The sequence below is a fragment of the uncultured Flavobacterium sp. genome (assembly GCF_963975515.1).
Classification (GTDB): domain Bacteria; phylum Bacteroidota; class Bacteroidia; order Flavobacteriales; family Flavobacteriaceae; genus Flavobacterium.
Genome location: NZ_CAXBGY010000005.1, coordinates 48,636 through 64,140, shown reverse-complemented (window position 1 = coordinate 64,140; position 15,505 = coordinate 48,636). Strand labels below are relative to the sequence as shown.

Annotated in this window: 7 protein-coding genes; all 7 read right to left on the bottom strand. The window is 30.0% G+C overall.

All coding sequences use genetic code 11. The features are described from left to right. Positions 1-2 precede the first annotated feature (2 nt). The 7 genes from AAC008_RS07530 to AAC008_RS07500 all read right to left on the bottom strand — a co-directional run bounded on the left by AAC008_RS07530 (position 3) and on the right by AAC008_RS07500 (position 15,456). On the bottom strand, positions 3-1,289 hold the full coding sequence (locus AAC008_RS07530) for a glycosyl hydrolase family 17 protein (RefSeq protein ID WP_339888462.1): 1,287 nt from the start codon (positions 1,287-1,289) through the stop codon (positions 3-5). Between the two features lie 4 nt (positions 1,290-1,293). Then, positions 1,294-4,764: a hypothetical protein gene (locus AAC008_RS07525; protein WP_339888460.1), complete on the bottom strand. Its 3,471-nt coding sequence runs from the start codon at positions 4,762-4,764 to the stop codon at positions 1,294-1,296. 120 nt (positions 4,765-4,884) lie between these two features. Beyond that, positions 4,885-5,709, bottom strand: coding sequence for a glycoside hydrolase family 16 protein (locus AAC008_RS07520; RefSeq protein ID WP_339888458.1), 825 nt, complete (start codon positions 5,707-5,709; stop codon positions 4,885-4,887). Between the two features lie 41 nt (positions 5,710-5,750). Continuing rightward, positions 5,751-7,154: a glycosyl hydrolase family 16 gene (locus AAC008_RS07515; protein WP_339888456.1), complete on the bottom strand. Its 1,404-nt coding sequence runs from the start codon at positions 7,152-7,154 to the stop codon at positions 5,751-5,753. Between the two features lie 30 nt (positions 7,155-7,184). After that, positions 7,185-9,143, bottom strand: coding sequence for an Ig-like domain-containing protein (locus AAC008_RS07510; RefSeq protein ID WP_339888454.1), 1,959 nt, complete (start codon positions 9,141-9,143; stop codon positions 7,185-7,187). Between the two features lie 19 nt (positions 9,144-9,162). After that, positions 9,163-12,288: a glycoside hydrolase family 2 TIM barrel-domain containing protein gene (locus AAC008_RS07505; RefSeq protein WP_339888452.1), complete on the bottom strand. Its 3,126-nt coding sequence runs from the start codon at positions 12,286-12,288 to the stop codon at positions 9,163-9,165. 354 nt (positions 12,289-12,642) lie between these two features. Next, complete coding sequence (locus AAC008_RS07500; RefSeq protein ID WP_339888450.1) at positions 12,643-15,456, bottom strand: triple tyrosine motif-containing protein; 2,814 nt, start codon at positions 15,454-15,456, stop codon at positions 12,643-12,645. Positions 15,457-15,505: the final 49 nt, after the last annotated feature.

Here is a 15,505-nt window from a genome sequence, read left to right as displayed (position 1 = left end):
TCTTAATGTCTTGGTGGAGTTAAAACCGTTTTCAATAGGTTTTCGCTGTTACCGTTAAACGTTTTAATTATTGATTTTCCGTTTCGTTGTAAATTTTCAAAAGCCTTATCATCAACATATTTCCATAAGGCATATTTTGCTTTTCCATCCACAGTAAAAATTCCGAAATGATTTTCAGATCCTAAAGGATTTCCACTATCTTTCCATGGTTCATCAAATGCTTCAAAGAAAAAACATGAAATTCCTTCTTTGTTGGTCCATTCTCTCATGGCATTATAATAAGAGGCTTGTTTATATTCGTCTGAAGCTTTAGAACCTTCATCTCCATAAAAACCATCCGAACTTGAAGCCCAACCCGTTTCTCCAATATGAATTGGTTTGTTAGGACTAATACTTCTTACATAATTTTGAACAGCATTGTATTGATTTTTAGCAAATAATACGGCTCTATTCATTGCTGCATCCGTTAAATCTTTTTTTGGTAAGTTACCTTGATGATTTGGTATTTTCCAAAATTCTGGATTATAATGTGTGTTGTGAAAAGGATAAGTATGCATCGAAACATAATCTACAGCATTAATTAAATCCTCTAAATCTTTGACTTTATAAGTATCGTCTAATCCACCCCAAGAAGCAAAATCATCAGAACAAGTAATCCACAAATCTTTTGAAAGTTTGTTGTCTTTTTTAAGCTTTTGCAAATGATTTACCCATTTTAAAATTACTTTAGGTTGCACAAAATATTCTTCTGCCCATTTGACCATGGCTTCATTTCCAACAGCGATAATTTTTACAATTTCTGGATATTTGTTGGCTAACCGAACAGCTTCAGCAATTTCAATTGTATTTCTTTCACTTTCTACCTCATGATTTTTTTCTAAATCTGTCCACGCATTTAGACAATCTATCCAAGCCCCTAACATTACGTACATTTCGAAATCAGGATTTTCTTTTTTTAACTCAGCAATTGCTTTTAAAACATTTGAAGCATGTGCTAAATGAACATTATAAGTACGAACAACCTTTATATTCATGGCAGCTAAAATCAGTAAATCTTCTTTTAATTGTGCTACTGTAGGTTGAATTTCTCTTGAGTTTTTTCTGTAACCACCATAACAAATGGCTTGATAATTTGGATTTCCTAGAATAGCTTTTGCAGTCACTTCTTTTGTTTTTGGGGCGTTGTTAATCTTATTCTCTTTTTTACAGGAAACTACAATCAAAAGCAATGCTAATAAAGCAATGGATTTAATTCCTAGTCTTATATATAATAAAGAGTTACAATTCATTTTACTATTTTAATTCGGTTTCTATGACACTTACTACAATATGATTGATTTCGTTTGTTCTTTCAAAAACTTGTTTACTTGTTTTATCATCTAGCATTAAAGCATCAAACTTTTTATTTGCACTGTCATTATAGATAACTTCTATCTTCTCTTGGTTAGCAATTTTATAAATTATTGGAACTTGACAATAAGTAAAACAAAGTGAGTTTGATTCTAATTCAATAGTTTTTGGATTGAAATTCAAATCCACATAATTGAATGTTTTTACTTCAGAAAGAAATTCAACTTTACGCAATAAGCACGGGTTGAAATATAATTTACCTTTAGTTACAAAAACACCCAGTTCTCCAAATCGGCTTAAAATATCTTCTTTTACTTGCCCAGTCATTCCGGGTTGCTGTGCTCCTTTTCCTGCTGGTGTATGAGAATAGGGATCGGTTGGAAATGCACCGTATAATTCAGGTGATTTATGAACCCCAATTCCTTCATTAATTTCGTAATAATGTTCTAATAATCTTCCAATAATTTCTGGTGATTCTTTTTCCTCTACAGCTTTTAAACAACATTCTTGAACTGCTAATTGCAATTTAGAAACCATGTGCCAATAAATTGAACCTAAACCTTCATATCCATAAAAAGTTCCTGAACGACCTGTAAAAGCTTTGTGATTGAAAACATCTTCAAAATCTTGTAAAACTTGTTTTTTGTCTTTTTCAACTTGTGATGCAAAGCTTGTTTTTGCTAATGCATCTAAAGCAATTTCTAGATCAGCTGCGTTTTTGAAGTTTCCATTAAAATGATATTCTCCAAAACAATCTTTTTCAATAATTTGAGTATTATTGTTAGCTACTAAATCCTTTAATAATTCAGATTTTGAAACCGTTTCCTCTGAAATGATATTTTTCTCAATGAATTTTGGTAATTCTTTATTTGGATATAATATGTAACTGTACTGGTCTTTTCTGAAAAGTGCACTACTTTTTAATCCATCAAGTACTTTTAAAGCTTCATTTGAAGATAAATAACCTGAACTCAAAACAGCTACTTGACCTTCTAACATTTCGCTTAAATATGAAATTGAAACCTCTTTTTCGCTTTCAACTGTCATTAAATTATAAGCATGATATAGGTTGTCTTCTCTTTTATTTGCATCAATTGAATGATCGATAAATTTTAAACTTACTTCAATAAATCGTTTTAAGCCAGCCATTGAATGGGTTCTTTTATTACCCCAAAAACCATTTTGATAGACTTGATTGCGATATTCTGAAGCTGCTTTTCCAAGAGTATCTAAAATTGTTTTTCTGTCTGTATCGCTAAACTTTCCTTCTAATAAAGATTCGTGTTTAATTAAATTCTCTCTTATTGAATGGTAAAATTCTACCATTTCATTTGAAAGTTTAATACTTTCTATTTCAGAATTGGCAATTAAATTTTGGAAATAATCTAAGAATCTTCTCAAGTAATATAAAGTTACCATTGAAACTCCATTTCCAACCAAAGCATTGTTGGCATCATTCCATTCAGGTCGTTGTGTGTTTAACCAAATTCCGCCTTCTGGAATGAAATTTGACATTTTAGCCAAAACTGTAGCCAACATTTTTTCTATAAAATTCACTTTATAAATTTCTCCATTTGAGTCTTTTAATAATGCACCATCAGCTCCAATTTTATTTCTTTCTTCACGAATTTGTTCATCTAATTTGTGATTAAATTCAATCGTGTCCTTAGGATTTTTTAGAATATCTTCATATGATTTAATCACATAAGGCACATTTGCATATACGAAAATATCATTGTTGAAATATTTTTCTAATTTTTTAGGTTGATGTTTTTCAATTATTTCTAAAAACTTCAACAAATAAATAATTTGATGATCACCCCAATATCCAATGTATGACCAAGGATTATCTTCTTCAACGGTTTCCCAATCAAAACCATCTTTTGTTACACGATAAGGATTATAACCGTCAAAAGTGGTTGCATTTAAGAATTTATGAATCATGTTTTCGATAAATTCAGGAAAAGAGTGCGCTAAGGCTTCCCAATTTTGGAAAATATCTCTCCAATTTCCTTCATAATCTAATATTTTTGAACCATCAATTTCACTTTTTGTATTGATAGAAAATTTATTCCATGGGCGACTTGGATCACCGTGTCTTCTACTAAATTTTAGGGGTAAATATTCTAAACTCAAACGTTCAAAATCTGAATTCTTTTGTTTAGAAGCAAATTCTTTTAAAGTTTCTAATGAAAATAATTCAGGTAACGAATTTAAGTTTTTCTCTATTTTATTATAAATATTAGTATTTGCTTTTTCAATGTATTTTGAGAAATCTTGTTTTTCAATTTGGTAATTGAAATCGAAAATTCCACCACGCATAATATTGAATAAAGTATTCGCAAAATGTCGTGTATCTCTTAAATTATCGTTTGTTAATTGCAAAGCATCGGATGAAGCATTTAGAGCAATTAATTTTTTTGTACCTAATTCTATATCTTCATTCAATACTGATTGGATATTTTTTTCGGTTTGAATGGTTTTAATAATTAGAGCCACATCAGATTGATCTTGATTTACATTGGCAACAATTGTCCATTCTTTATTTGAATTTTCTTTTAAAGTGATTTCACTATTTAAAAAATAAGCTCCTTTTTCACCTTTAACATCATTTTCTGGAGTAACTTCTAGTTTATTTCTGAAGTTTGAAAGTTGCAAAGACGAAACTAAATAATTTACATTTTCTAATCCTAAAGACCAAACAACATTTGCCTTTAAGGCTTCACTTGGTTCTGCTTTATCAACAATAATTGCACTTAAAGCAAAAATTCCTAAACCACTTTTTTGATGCAATTGACTTCTTTTATAGGCATCAACTAAGTTACTAGCAGCATTTTGCAAATCACTACTCACACCATAGGGCATAATGTTTTGGATTCCGTCAATTAATTCAATTTTATATTCGTTTTCAGAATCATTGATTAATTTAGATTTTCTAACAAATCCGTACTTGTTACTAGAATTCCATTGGTAGCGATAAGTGATTTCTAAATCGTGATTTACTTCTTCAAAAATCACTTTATTTCCGTAAAGGTTTTTGTATAAATTTCGAGAAATTGCGTATTTATTAACTGAAAATCGTTCTGAAAAAGGTTCCCAAACATAAATTTTATTATTGAAATGAATTTGAAAAATAGATTTACTTCCTGTTAAATCAAAAGATTCTGTAATTTTATCGTCTGTATAATAAGGAAAAAGTGCAAATTCGGCGTTTTTTCTACCTGCTGTTAATCCTCCATTACTAGAAATAAACATCCAGTGATTGGAATCACTTACAATACTCATAAAAAAAGGACGCATAGTATCGTTGTTGGCTATTTTATAATATTTTTCACCTTCTAATAAAATGATATCCATAGATACCTTTTTATTTTCCTTTTCATTTTCGACACTTATGGTTTGGCTATTACTCATAATTTATTTAAAATTCTTTACTATTTTTGATATTATTTTACCAAAAAACAACAATCAGACTTTTAATTAAAATCTGATTGTTACCTTTTAGTAACTTTATAAAATATTTATTTTGGTTTATTATTGATATACTCTTACGTAATCTATTAACATTTCTTGAGGAAAAACTGTATTACTATTTGGTGTACCATCAAAGTTTCCACCAACTGCTAGATTAAGAAGCATGTAAAATGGATTAGAATTAAAAACCCATTCTCCGTTTGCATCCTCTGGAGTAATTTGATTATATAAAACACTATCTATGTAAAAATTCACATAATTTGGCCCCCATTCTACACCATATATATGAAAATCAGTGTCAACTCTACTATTTGTAAAACTATACGATTTTGTTATTGCTGTACCTCCTGAATAACCTGGTCCATGAAGTGCTCCAGAAACAGTTAAAGGTTGACTTCCTCTGTTTTCCATAATATCAATTTCACCACATTGAGGCCAGCTATTGATATCAATATTACTTCCTAACATCCAAAAAGCTGGCCACAATCCTTTACCAGATGGCAATTTCATTCTAGCTTCGAAACGACCGTATTTTTGTTCAAATTTACCTTTTGTAGTAATTCTTGCAGAAGTATATCCAGAACCCATGTAAAGTTCTTGAATGGCTGTTATTTTTAACATCCCATTTTCTACTTTAATATTTTCAGGTCTGTCTGTATAATATTGAAGCTCGTTATTACCCCAGCCATCTCCACCGGGTCCTTTTCCAGTATCGTAATTCCATAAAGCGCTGTCTGGTGCTCCATCAACACTAAATTCATCTTGTAATACTAATTTATTTAAGGTTGTTACTGTTTGTTTTTCATCTGCAGAACAACTTAGCAACAATGAAAATGCACCAAAAAGGAAAAAACATCTACTACTATTTTTAATATATTTATTCATTTTTTATTTTTTAAAAAGTTTTATTAGTACTTGGATTAGAATCAATTATAATAATAAATATTATCTACATAAATTAACGAACCATCTCCACCTTCTAAAATAAGCTGAGCAAGATGTGATCTACTAGCTAAAGTAGGCATCGCAGAAAAAGGAATATCTATGGATATCCAATTTTGGGATACCAAAGTTGGAGCTGTGAAAGTTGTAGAATGTCTTGTGTCATCGCCACCTCCAAACACACCATCTGCACCAAAATCTACAACTAGAACTCTTAATTGTCTTCCTGGAGCAATTGATCCTGGAATGAAAACATCTAAATGGACGTGAGTCATTGCACTTGCATCTACTGTTGGACTACTATATTCGATACCTACAAAATTAAATATTGTATAATTTAATATATTATCTCCTTGTACAGAGAAATCATTAGAAACAGTTGTTTGCCAAGGTTGCCAGTAACCATTATAATAATTTACAGGAACGTTTGAATAAGCATCTGAAAAAAGTGAAATTACATTTGCTTGACTTTTTGTAGGAGTTGGAGCGTGAACAAATGCACCAGCACAATTGATTGTTAAACTTCCTGTTACAGAAGCTCCTCCGAATGTTGCATTTATAAGAGCAGTTCCAGTACTTAGAGAAGTTACAGAACCGGAAGAATCTACAGTAGCTACAGCTGTATTTGAAGAATTAAATTGCAAATAAGATGGACTAATTGATATTGTTTGATTGTTTCCATTTGCTAAATTATATGTGGCAGTAACACCATCAATTAGAGAATTTACACCAACATAAGAAGTTTCAGTTTGATTATTGCCATTTAGTATAGACACTTGCCCTTGCGAAATCGTTCCTAGTTTTTCAAATTTTAATTCATCAATCCAAAAAGTATATCCATTTTCATCTTCGGGTCCTTCTGCATACCAGAACATACCTCTCTCTTGGGTAAGTTTTGAAGCATCTGGAATTGGAATAATATATTTTTTCCAATTGGTTGTTAAGTGGAGGTTTTGTATGCTTACTTCATATTTATTTTCTCCAAAATCTTGGCCATAACCTATTTCATTGATTTTACCTGCTTTAGTACCTTTTGCCCAAAATGTTAAAGCATTATACTGCGTTAAATCTCTACCTCCATTATCATCTCTAAATATTGCTCCAGCAAATGCACCTTCCGCATCACCAAAATTAGGAACGTCAAAACGCATAGACGAAGAACCAGAGTATTTTGTTTGGCTATCAACTGTAAAAGCATCAAGTTTTGAATTTTCATATGGATAATACTCTAATCCACTACTAAAACCATCTATGAAAATTTCTGCTGCTGATGAAAAACCAGTTTGAACTGCGTCATCAGATAAGTCTCTATCACAGTTTATATTGATTAGCAGTACAAAGCCTATAATTAAACTATGCCTAAAATAATTATATTTTTTCCCTTTCATTTTTTTTCTTTTAAATTTAAAAACAACCTACTAATTATGGAAATATAGATTATCAATATAGACTTTTGCAGAACCAGAAGGTTGAGCAACAAGTATGTACTGAGCTATATGTTGTTTGGCCGTTAATCCTGTAAAATTACTTAGTGGGATATCATAACTAATCCACTGACCTTGTGATGGAGCTGTAAAGTTCACCTGGTGTTCTGTATCATCACCTCCACCAAACGCTGCATTTGCTCCAAAATCTACAAGTTTTAAAGAAAAAGAAGTAAAATTTGGTGACCAAACATCTATATGAATATGAGTCATAGTAGTTGCATCTATTTGATTGTTTACCGTTTCAATACCTACAAAATCTAAGTTTGAATATTCTTTTGTAGCATTTCCAGCTATTGTAACATCGGTAAGTGTAGCTGCTGACCATGATGTTTTCCAAGTGTCAACAGGTACATTAGTATATTGATTGCTAAAAAGTGAAATAACATTTGCTGCAGGAACGGTTGGTGTTGGTGCTGCAACAGTAGGTGTACTTGGTATAATACTTCCATCATTATAAAAATAGATATTGTCTACAAAGAATGCAGATGGTGCTACTCCGGTCGTTGAATCTAGAACTATTTGTCCAAGTTGACTTCTATTAGTTAAGCCAGTGATATTAAAATCTACACTTATCCAATTACCTGAAACTAAATTTGGTGCAGCTACTGTATAGCTTATTTGAGTATCATCTCCTATCGGGTTTCCATTAAAGTCATTATTAACTACTCCGTCAGCACCCAAATTTCTTAGTTTAAGTCTTATTGTAGAACCTGTTGGAAAACTTCCTGGAACAAATATATCAAAATGCATAGTTGACATTAATGCAGCATTGATTGTAGGAACATTTTGATTAAATTCAATACCTACAAAATTATAATTCAAATAATTTAATACATTATCTCCATTAACTTCAAAATGACTTGAAGTTGTTGTTTGAAAAGGTTGATAGTTACTTGTTAAAAAGTCAACAGGTTGATTTGTGTAAGCATCACTAAAGATAGAAATAACTTGATTTGCATTTTCTGTTGGTGTTGGAGCCGAAACAAAAGCACCAATAGATTCGACATTCAAAACTCCTACTGCATTTATACCAGCTAAAGTTGCTGTTATAGCAGCGTTACCTGATCCTACAACAGAAACAGTACCTGTTTCATTAACTGTTGCCACAGATGTAGCACTTGATGTAAAGTCAAAATATGCTGGAGCCGAATTTACAGTAATATTTTGACCAGAAGGTAAATTAAAAGTTGCGTTAAAACCACTAAGTGTTGTACTTCCTCCAATAACTGAAGTGATGCTTTCTGAATTTCCATTTAAAATTTTAGGGCTTAATTGACCTATAGTGCCTAATTTTTCAAATTTAAGCTCATCAATCCAAAGTGTATATCCAAAACCACCAGTTTCTTGAGTTCCAGCAGCGTATCTAAACATTCCTTTTTCTTGTAATAATTTTGAAGCATCTGGAATTGGAATTATATATTTTGTCCAAATAGTTCCTATACTAACATTTGTTACAGTAGCCATATATTTATTTGGAAAAAAATCTTCACCAAACCCCATTTCAGCAATATTTACACCTTGAGAAGATTTAGCCCAAAATGTAAGTGCATCATAACCTGTTAAATCTCTGCCTGCTCCATCAATTCTAAAAATAGCTCCTGCATAATTTCCTTCTGGATCGTTTGCATTAGGTATGTCAAATCGCATTGAAGAGGTGCCTTTATAACTAACTTCATTATCCACAGACCAAGCTGTTGCTTTTGAACCATCATAAGGAAAGTAAAAATTGCTTCCCATTCCAACTGGTGAATCTGTAAATATTTCACCCGCTTTAGAAAAGGTTGATAAATTAGCATCTTCTGATAAATCTCTTTCACAATTAATACCAGTCAATAAGACTAATACTAAAAGGAAAATGTTTTTTAAATAATTAATTTTTCTATTTTTCATTTTTTCAATTTTTTTTTTATTATTTCCCAATATTGATATGAATGTATGTTCTTATTTCCCATTCTGAACCATTTCCAAATCCTACAGGACTTATAGTTGGTGAAGTTGCAAATTCTGATGCAACTAAATTAGGAGAGTATCTTGGTGAATATTGATCAAGTGATCTCCAAATTCCCATAATCCCAATTTTAGTATCTGGTAAAATAAACCAATCTGGTTTTCCAACTGAAGTTGAAATGTCTATAGATGATTGTACAGGATAAGTTAAGTTAAAATCTCTATGATAATCATAAGGACCCCAATCGTTAATTTTTAATGAAGAAATTACTTTAACTTTTTTATAAATTACTCTAATATCTCCACCAAATCTTTCAATTAATCTAGTATCGCTTCCATTAGCTTGTGCATTTCCAAAATAGAAGTTAGCAATTAAACCCAATTCTGGACTAACCTTAGATACTATACGAGTATTGTTTTCCCATAAATCATGTGCTGGTGCAGAATTTGCAAAAGCAAAAGAAGAACGATTACTTAAAAAACCAATGGCTGCATCTTGTGTAGTAGGCAAATGACGGAAAACAAAATCATTACTAAAAGCAAATTTTGCATCTTCAGATCTATCGTTATCCCATTCATAAAACCATGTTCCTGGAGTTGGATCATAAGTAAAAAGTAATTCACCACCAACTGTTTCTCTATTTGCTCTAACTATAAAAGGATCATCTTGAATGTTTCTTAATCTTCCTGGTGCGTTTACATCATTCGGCATCGCATCTAATAAAGGTTTTTGCCACAAGAAGTTTGGTGCAATTTGAAAATTACCAATACCATACGTTAAACCAGCTAAGAAATTAGCTTGATTTCCACTTCCACTATCTTTTAATCTCCATCCTGTAAATGTTTGTGTATTATCAGCACCACCATTTGCTACTAGACCCATTACAGCTGCTTGAGTATAAACATTGAATGCTCCGCTAGAGAAAGTTATTTTTGCTTTTCCTCCCCAATTGTCTTTTGATTTTACTGTATCATCATAAACTGTATAGTTTCCTGAAGTTCCAGTTGCAAATTGAAAAGTTCTACCATTTAAAGGTTGTCCTCCCCAAATACCACCAAATTCAAATCCAAAATCAGAAACTTTAGTTTTAAAAGCTATTGTAGCTCTACGTGTTTTAGGAAGTGGAATTGCTATAGATGTAAGTGCTGCAGATGCTTTTGAGATATCTTCATGATAAACAATTGCTGCATCAAAAACACCTAATTTTCTTTGATATTTTAATAAGTAAGCTGGATTCGCTCCCCACCAAAGTTGTGGTCCAAAAGCCGCTTTTAATCCGTTTAAACTTCTTTTTCCATCAATTTCAAAACCTAATGTTTCACCATTATAAATATCTAAATTAGGACCGTAATTAGCTTCTGAATATAAAGCGAAGAAATCACCTTCATAGCCCCAATGGTAGTGACCAGATCTGTAAAACCCTCTTAATTCAAAATCTTTAGCATTCCAAGAATATGTTGCATTATAAACTTGAACTCTATTTACATCATTTAAAGTTACATTTCCATTATCTGTATTAACTGTTATTGGTCTTCCTCTGTTTTCGTAGAAAATTTCATTAATTGGATTTTCTGCAACATGACCTAGTATATTAACGTTCACATTTGCTTTCATGTTAGGTGCTGGATTTCCTTCAACACCAACATAGTAAGATTGCATGTGATCAAATCCAAGTTTGTTTGGATAAGTTGTGTTGTCTGGATCTGCAACATCTGGAGTTGTAATTAAACTTCCTCCTGTATTAAATGTTGTAAATTCAGCTCTTAGATTACTAATTTTTAAAATATCTGAATCATTACCACCTAAAGCCGCTTTATCACCTCTTGCTCTTAAAACAGCATCCATTAATTGAATATTACTAAAATATCTATCAACACTCTCTAAAGTAGTCCCATTTTCATAAGGATTTAAATAATGTGCTTCTTTTAAGGCATAATAAGCAGCACGAGGATATAAAGTATATAATCCTCTTGCATTAGTTGGCCCTTTTGCACAAATTCCGAACCATTCTTCGTTCATATTGTTTTCACCAACTTTATAATCAGATTGATATCCACCATTTGACCATGAAGCATTGTTATCGTGAACATCTAGGTTTTTTGTTTGTCCGAATTTCCACCAACCATCACTAAACTGAAATGTAAAACCACCCAATGAATTGTTAGCTTTACCTAAACCCGCAGCATTTTCATATATTTCTTTCCAATTATTCACCATATAATATGCTTGTGATTTTTGATCTTCGGCATTATCAATTGCGTTAAAAGCATCTGCACCAAATTCAGTAAATAAAATTGGTTTTTTTAATTTATTTTTTACTTCATCAAAAGCATTTCCAAAAGAAACACCTCTATACATATTTGTTCCTAAAATATCGATATCCTTACATTCCTCAACAATAATATCTAAAAATAATAAATCACCATTACATATTGCCATTGGGTGATTTTTGTCTGATTTTTTCATTTCAACAACAGCTTCATTGAAAAGCACATACATATCTTTGGCCCTTAAAGTTGACTTTCTATCTTCTAAAGGAATATCTTCTGTTTCTGCTCCGTCCCAAAATAATCCGTAGTTGTTTTCATTTCCTAAAAGGAATAATAGTAAACCACGAGTATTTTTGTACTCTTCTACCATTTCTTTAGTTTCTTTAAGTAAAATTTCTCTTGTTGCTGGATTAGAATAATTTGTGTTAGGAGTCCAAGTTCCATTAATTGTTAAACCATACCTTCCAAATGAGTGATTAAGCATTGTATAAATACCATACTTATCATAAATGTATGTAATCCATTTTGGTTGAACTCCAGTGTATTGACGTATTGTATTTACACCCATGTTTTTTAGCAAACTCATTTCATCATCTAAAGCAGCTTTAATAACATCATCTGATTGAGTCCATAAACTGTATGAATAATTAGTTCCAATTGGAGTATAATCCCAATTCATCCCATTAATCATAAGATTTTTTCCATTGACAACTAATTTCATTCCATCTGCATTATTTAAGACAACTACATTATCCGCTTGTGCATAAATTGTAGTTGAAAAACATCCGATGATTAGTAATAAAATAATTTTTCTCATTTGATATGCTTGTGTTTAAAGTTTAAAGTAAAATTTAATTTTTTTTTAAAAAAGCTATAATTTCTTCTATAAGATTTTGAAAATTATCAAAATTGCGATTTCAGAAATAATGACTCCTTTTGATAGTATTATTGAATTTTAAAATTAATCTAATAATTATAAAAAAAATAAAATTAACCACAACAAAAAACATACATTATAATAAATAAGGTGTTTTTTTGTCATAAATTCATAAAAATCCCTTTATTAACAATAAATTAATATTTACCTAATTTAAATATAAAAAAGGGTTTTAGCACTTAGAAATTAACAATGTTGTACTTATGTATAGGTAAAAAGTACAAATTGTATAGGCTAAATTGATAAGATATATTCTACTAATCCTTGTTCGTGAGATAATTCCATTTTTTTACGCAAACGATAGCGTTTAATTTCAACACTCCTTACAGAAATATTGATTAAAGGAGCAATTTCTTTAGAAGACAAATTCAGTCTTAAGTAAGCACAAAGTCTTAAATCATTTGGAGTTAAACTAGGATGAAGTTCTTTTACTTTCTTGATAAAATCCTTGTCTGCATTATCAAATGCTTCTTTAAAAACATTCCAAGTATCTTCTTCTTTTACATTTCTTGTAATTGTTGAAATTATAGATTTTATACTTCTATTTGATGTGTCTTCAGTTGAACTTTTTAAGTCTTCTTTTATGATATTTAAGAGTTCTGTTTTCTTAATTAAATTCATAGTTGAAACAGCTAATTCTTTGTTTTTCTTATCCACTGTTTCGCTTAACTGCTCATTTTTAATTTTCATTATTTCTTGAGCGCTTTCTAGTTCTTTTAATTCAAGAAGAAGATTGTTCTCGGCTATAATTTTTTCGTGTTTTTTCTCGTGAAAATTATAATATACTTTATTGATATAATAGACTATTATTAGAAACAAAATAATATAAAACATCATAGCCAAATTATTTAAATACCACGCTTTTTTAATAGTAAATGAATATGTTGCAATGTTTTTTGTAATTGAATTGGTAACCTTTGCACGAACGCTAAATACATAATCTCCAGAAGGTAAATTTTTAAAAATTGCATTGGTTTTGGAATTCCATTCGCTCCATTCGTTTTGAATTCCTTCTAATTTATATTGATATTCAGCATTTATATATTTATCGTATTCTGGGACAGTGAAGTTGAAAACTATATTATTATCGTCATATTTAAAACTACCTTCATCTAAAATTGAAGAATTAACTGCTTTTTTATTTAAAAAATTAGTTGAAACTCCAGTTATTGAAACTTTATAATTAGTGAATTTTATTTCCTTGTTTTTAAGTACATAATAACCATCTGTTGTTCCTATTAAATAAGTTTCATCACTAATCTGATTAATGTTTTCATAACCAGGCATCGAGTTTGTTAATGATGAAGGAATAGGCAAACTATTTTTCTTTAAATCCTGTGTCATTTTACTTGAAGAAAAATAATGAATATAATTTTTTGTAAAAAACCATAAGTTATTTGATTGATCTACAACCATTTTACCAGTTACATATTCATTTTTTTCAAAAACGCTACTTAATAATGAATCTTTTTCAAACTTTTTGCTTATTGTATTTAATTTAAAAACGCCTATTCTTGAAGCGTAATAAATTTGGTTATTATACTTAATTAGACTTGCATTTTTACCTTTAAGAGGTTTCTTATATTCAAATAAATTTGAACTAGCTGTTAGTTGTTTATTAACGTCAAACCTATAAATACCTTTATACTCATGACTTACATATATGTCATTGTTTAAAATTTCAAAATATTTGGAAGAGTAATCAAAACCTTTTATTTTATTTTTAAAAACCCATTTATCATTTTGAAATTCTAAAACAGAAATTCCTAAATAATTCCCTTGAAGAATAATATTTTTATTACTAGGCAAAGATTCGAATTTCCAAGTTCCAGTTTGACTATATATCAAAGAGGCACTATTATTTTTCACAACAAAGGTTCCAGAATCGTGACCACAAAAAAGAGTTCCATTATGAAGAAACAATGACCATACTTGACCTTTAGTTCCTTGAATAAAAGTAAAATCAGCATTAGAATTTATGGATTTATAAAACAACCCTTGATTAGTACCAATGTATAATTTATCATTCTGAATAGCAGACGTATAAACCGTTCCAATAACACCTGTATTATCAGTATAACTTTTGATTGGTGATTGCAAATTGATACAATTAATTCCATTATCTAAACCAATCCATAAATTTTTGTCTACATCTTCAAACAACGAAAGGACAGTATTGTTACTTAATCCATCATTTTGAGTAATCTTATATTTTAATTCTCCTTTATTATCTAATATGTAAATTCCGTTTGAAATTGTTCCTAAAGTAAAACTTCCATCATTTAAAACTTCAGAATTATATATACTACTTTGTTTTAGTTCATTATCAACATTAGTTATATATCTATTTAGTTCACCATTTTTATAGGAAAAAATTCCTTGCCTTTGAGTAACAAACAGCAAACCATCATTTGATTCTATAAGATTAATAATTTTGTTATCTCTTACAATGGGATCATTTAAAAAAAGTTTACTTTTCCCTTTTTCAATTTCAAATAAACCTTCATTAGTTTGAAAGAAAATTCCATCTGAAGTTTTATATGCTTTGAAGATAAAAGTTTTAGGAGCAATTATAGAAAATTCCTTAGTTTTTGTATTATAAGCATATATTTTCTGTAATGATTGAAAGAGAATCCAATTGTCATAATTTAAAATCCCCCAAAACTGTTCATCATCTACAAGTTTATTTTTTATTTTTTCACTTAAAGAATTATATTTTAACTGACCATTTTTTTGTCTTTCCCAATAACCAAACTCCATATAAGAACCTGTATAAATTTTATCTTCTATACATTTTACTGAACGAATAATTGCTTCATTTGGTGAAGGATATAAAGTCCACATTGAACCATTAAATTCCAACAAACCTTCATTGTTTGCAAAGAACATAAAATGATTTTCATCTTGTGAAATCATCCAATTTTGAATACCAGCCTGATAAGTGCTTTGTGTATATTTTGTTATTGGAGGTAATTCTTGTCCATAACAATACGTTGAAATTAAAAGGAATAAAAAGGAAAGTTTAGAAAAAATATTTTTGATGTACATTGTCTTAATAAATAACTTTAAAGATATATAATAAAAATGATTTATGATA

Bases quoted from the DNA above. Each gene is read 5' to 3' on its own strand.
- AAC008_RS07525 (WP_339888460.1), bottom strand. From the start codon at position 4,764: ATGAGTAATAGCCAAACCATAAGTGTCGAAAATGAAAAGGAAAATAAA.
- AAC008_RS07510 (WP_339888454.1), bottom strand. From the start codon at position 9,143: ATGAAAAATAGAAAAATTAATTATTTAAAAAACATTTTCCTTTTAGTA.
- AAC008_RS07520 (WP_339888458.1), bottom strand. From the start codon at position 5,709: ATGAATAAATATATTAAAAATAGTAGTAGATGTTTTTTCCTTTTTGGT.
- AAC008_RS07505 (WP_339888452.1), bottom strand. From the start codon at position 12,288: ATGAGAAAAATTATTTTATTACTAATCATCGGATGTTTTTCAACTACA.
- AAC008_RS07530 (WP_339888462.1), bottom strand. From the start codon at position 1,289: ATGAATTGTAACTCTTTATTATATATAAGACTAGGAATTAAATCCATT.
- AAC008_RS07515 (WP_339888456.1), bottom strand. From the start codon at position 7,154: ATGAAAGGGAAAAAATATAATTATTTTAGGCATAGTTTAATTATAGGC.
- AAC008_RS07500 (WP_339888450.1), bottom strand. From the start codon at position 15,456: ATGTACATCAAAAATATTTTTTCTAAACTTTCCTTTTTATTCCTTTTA.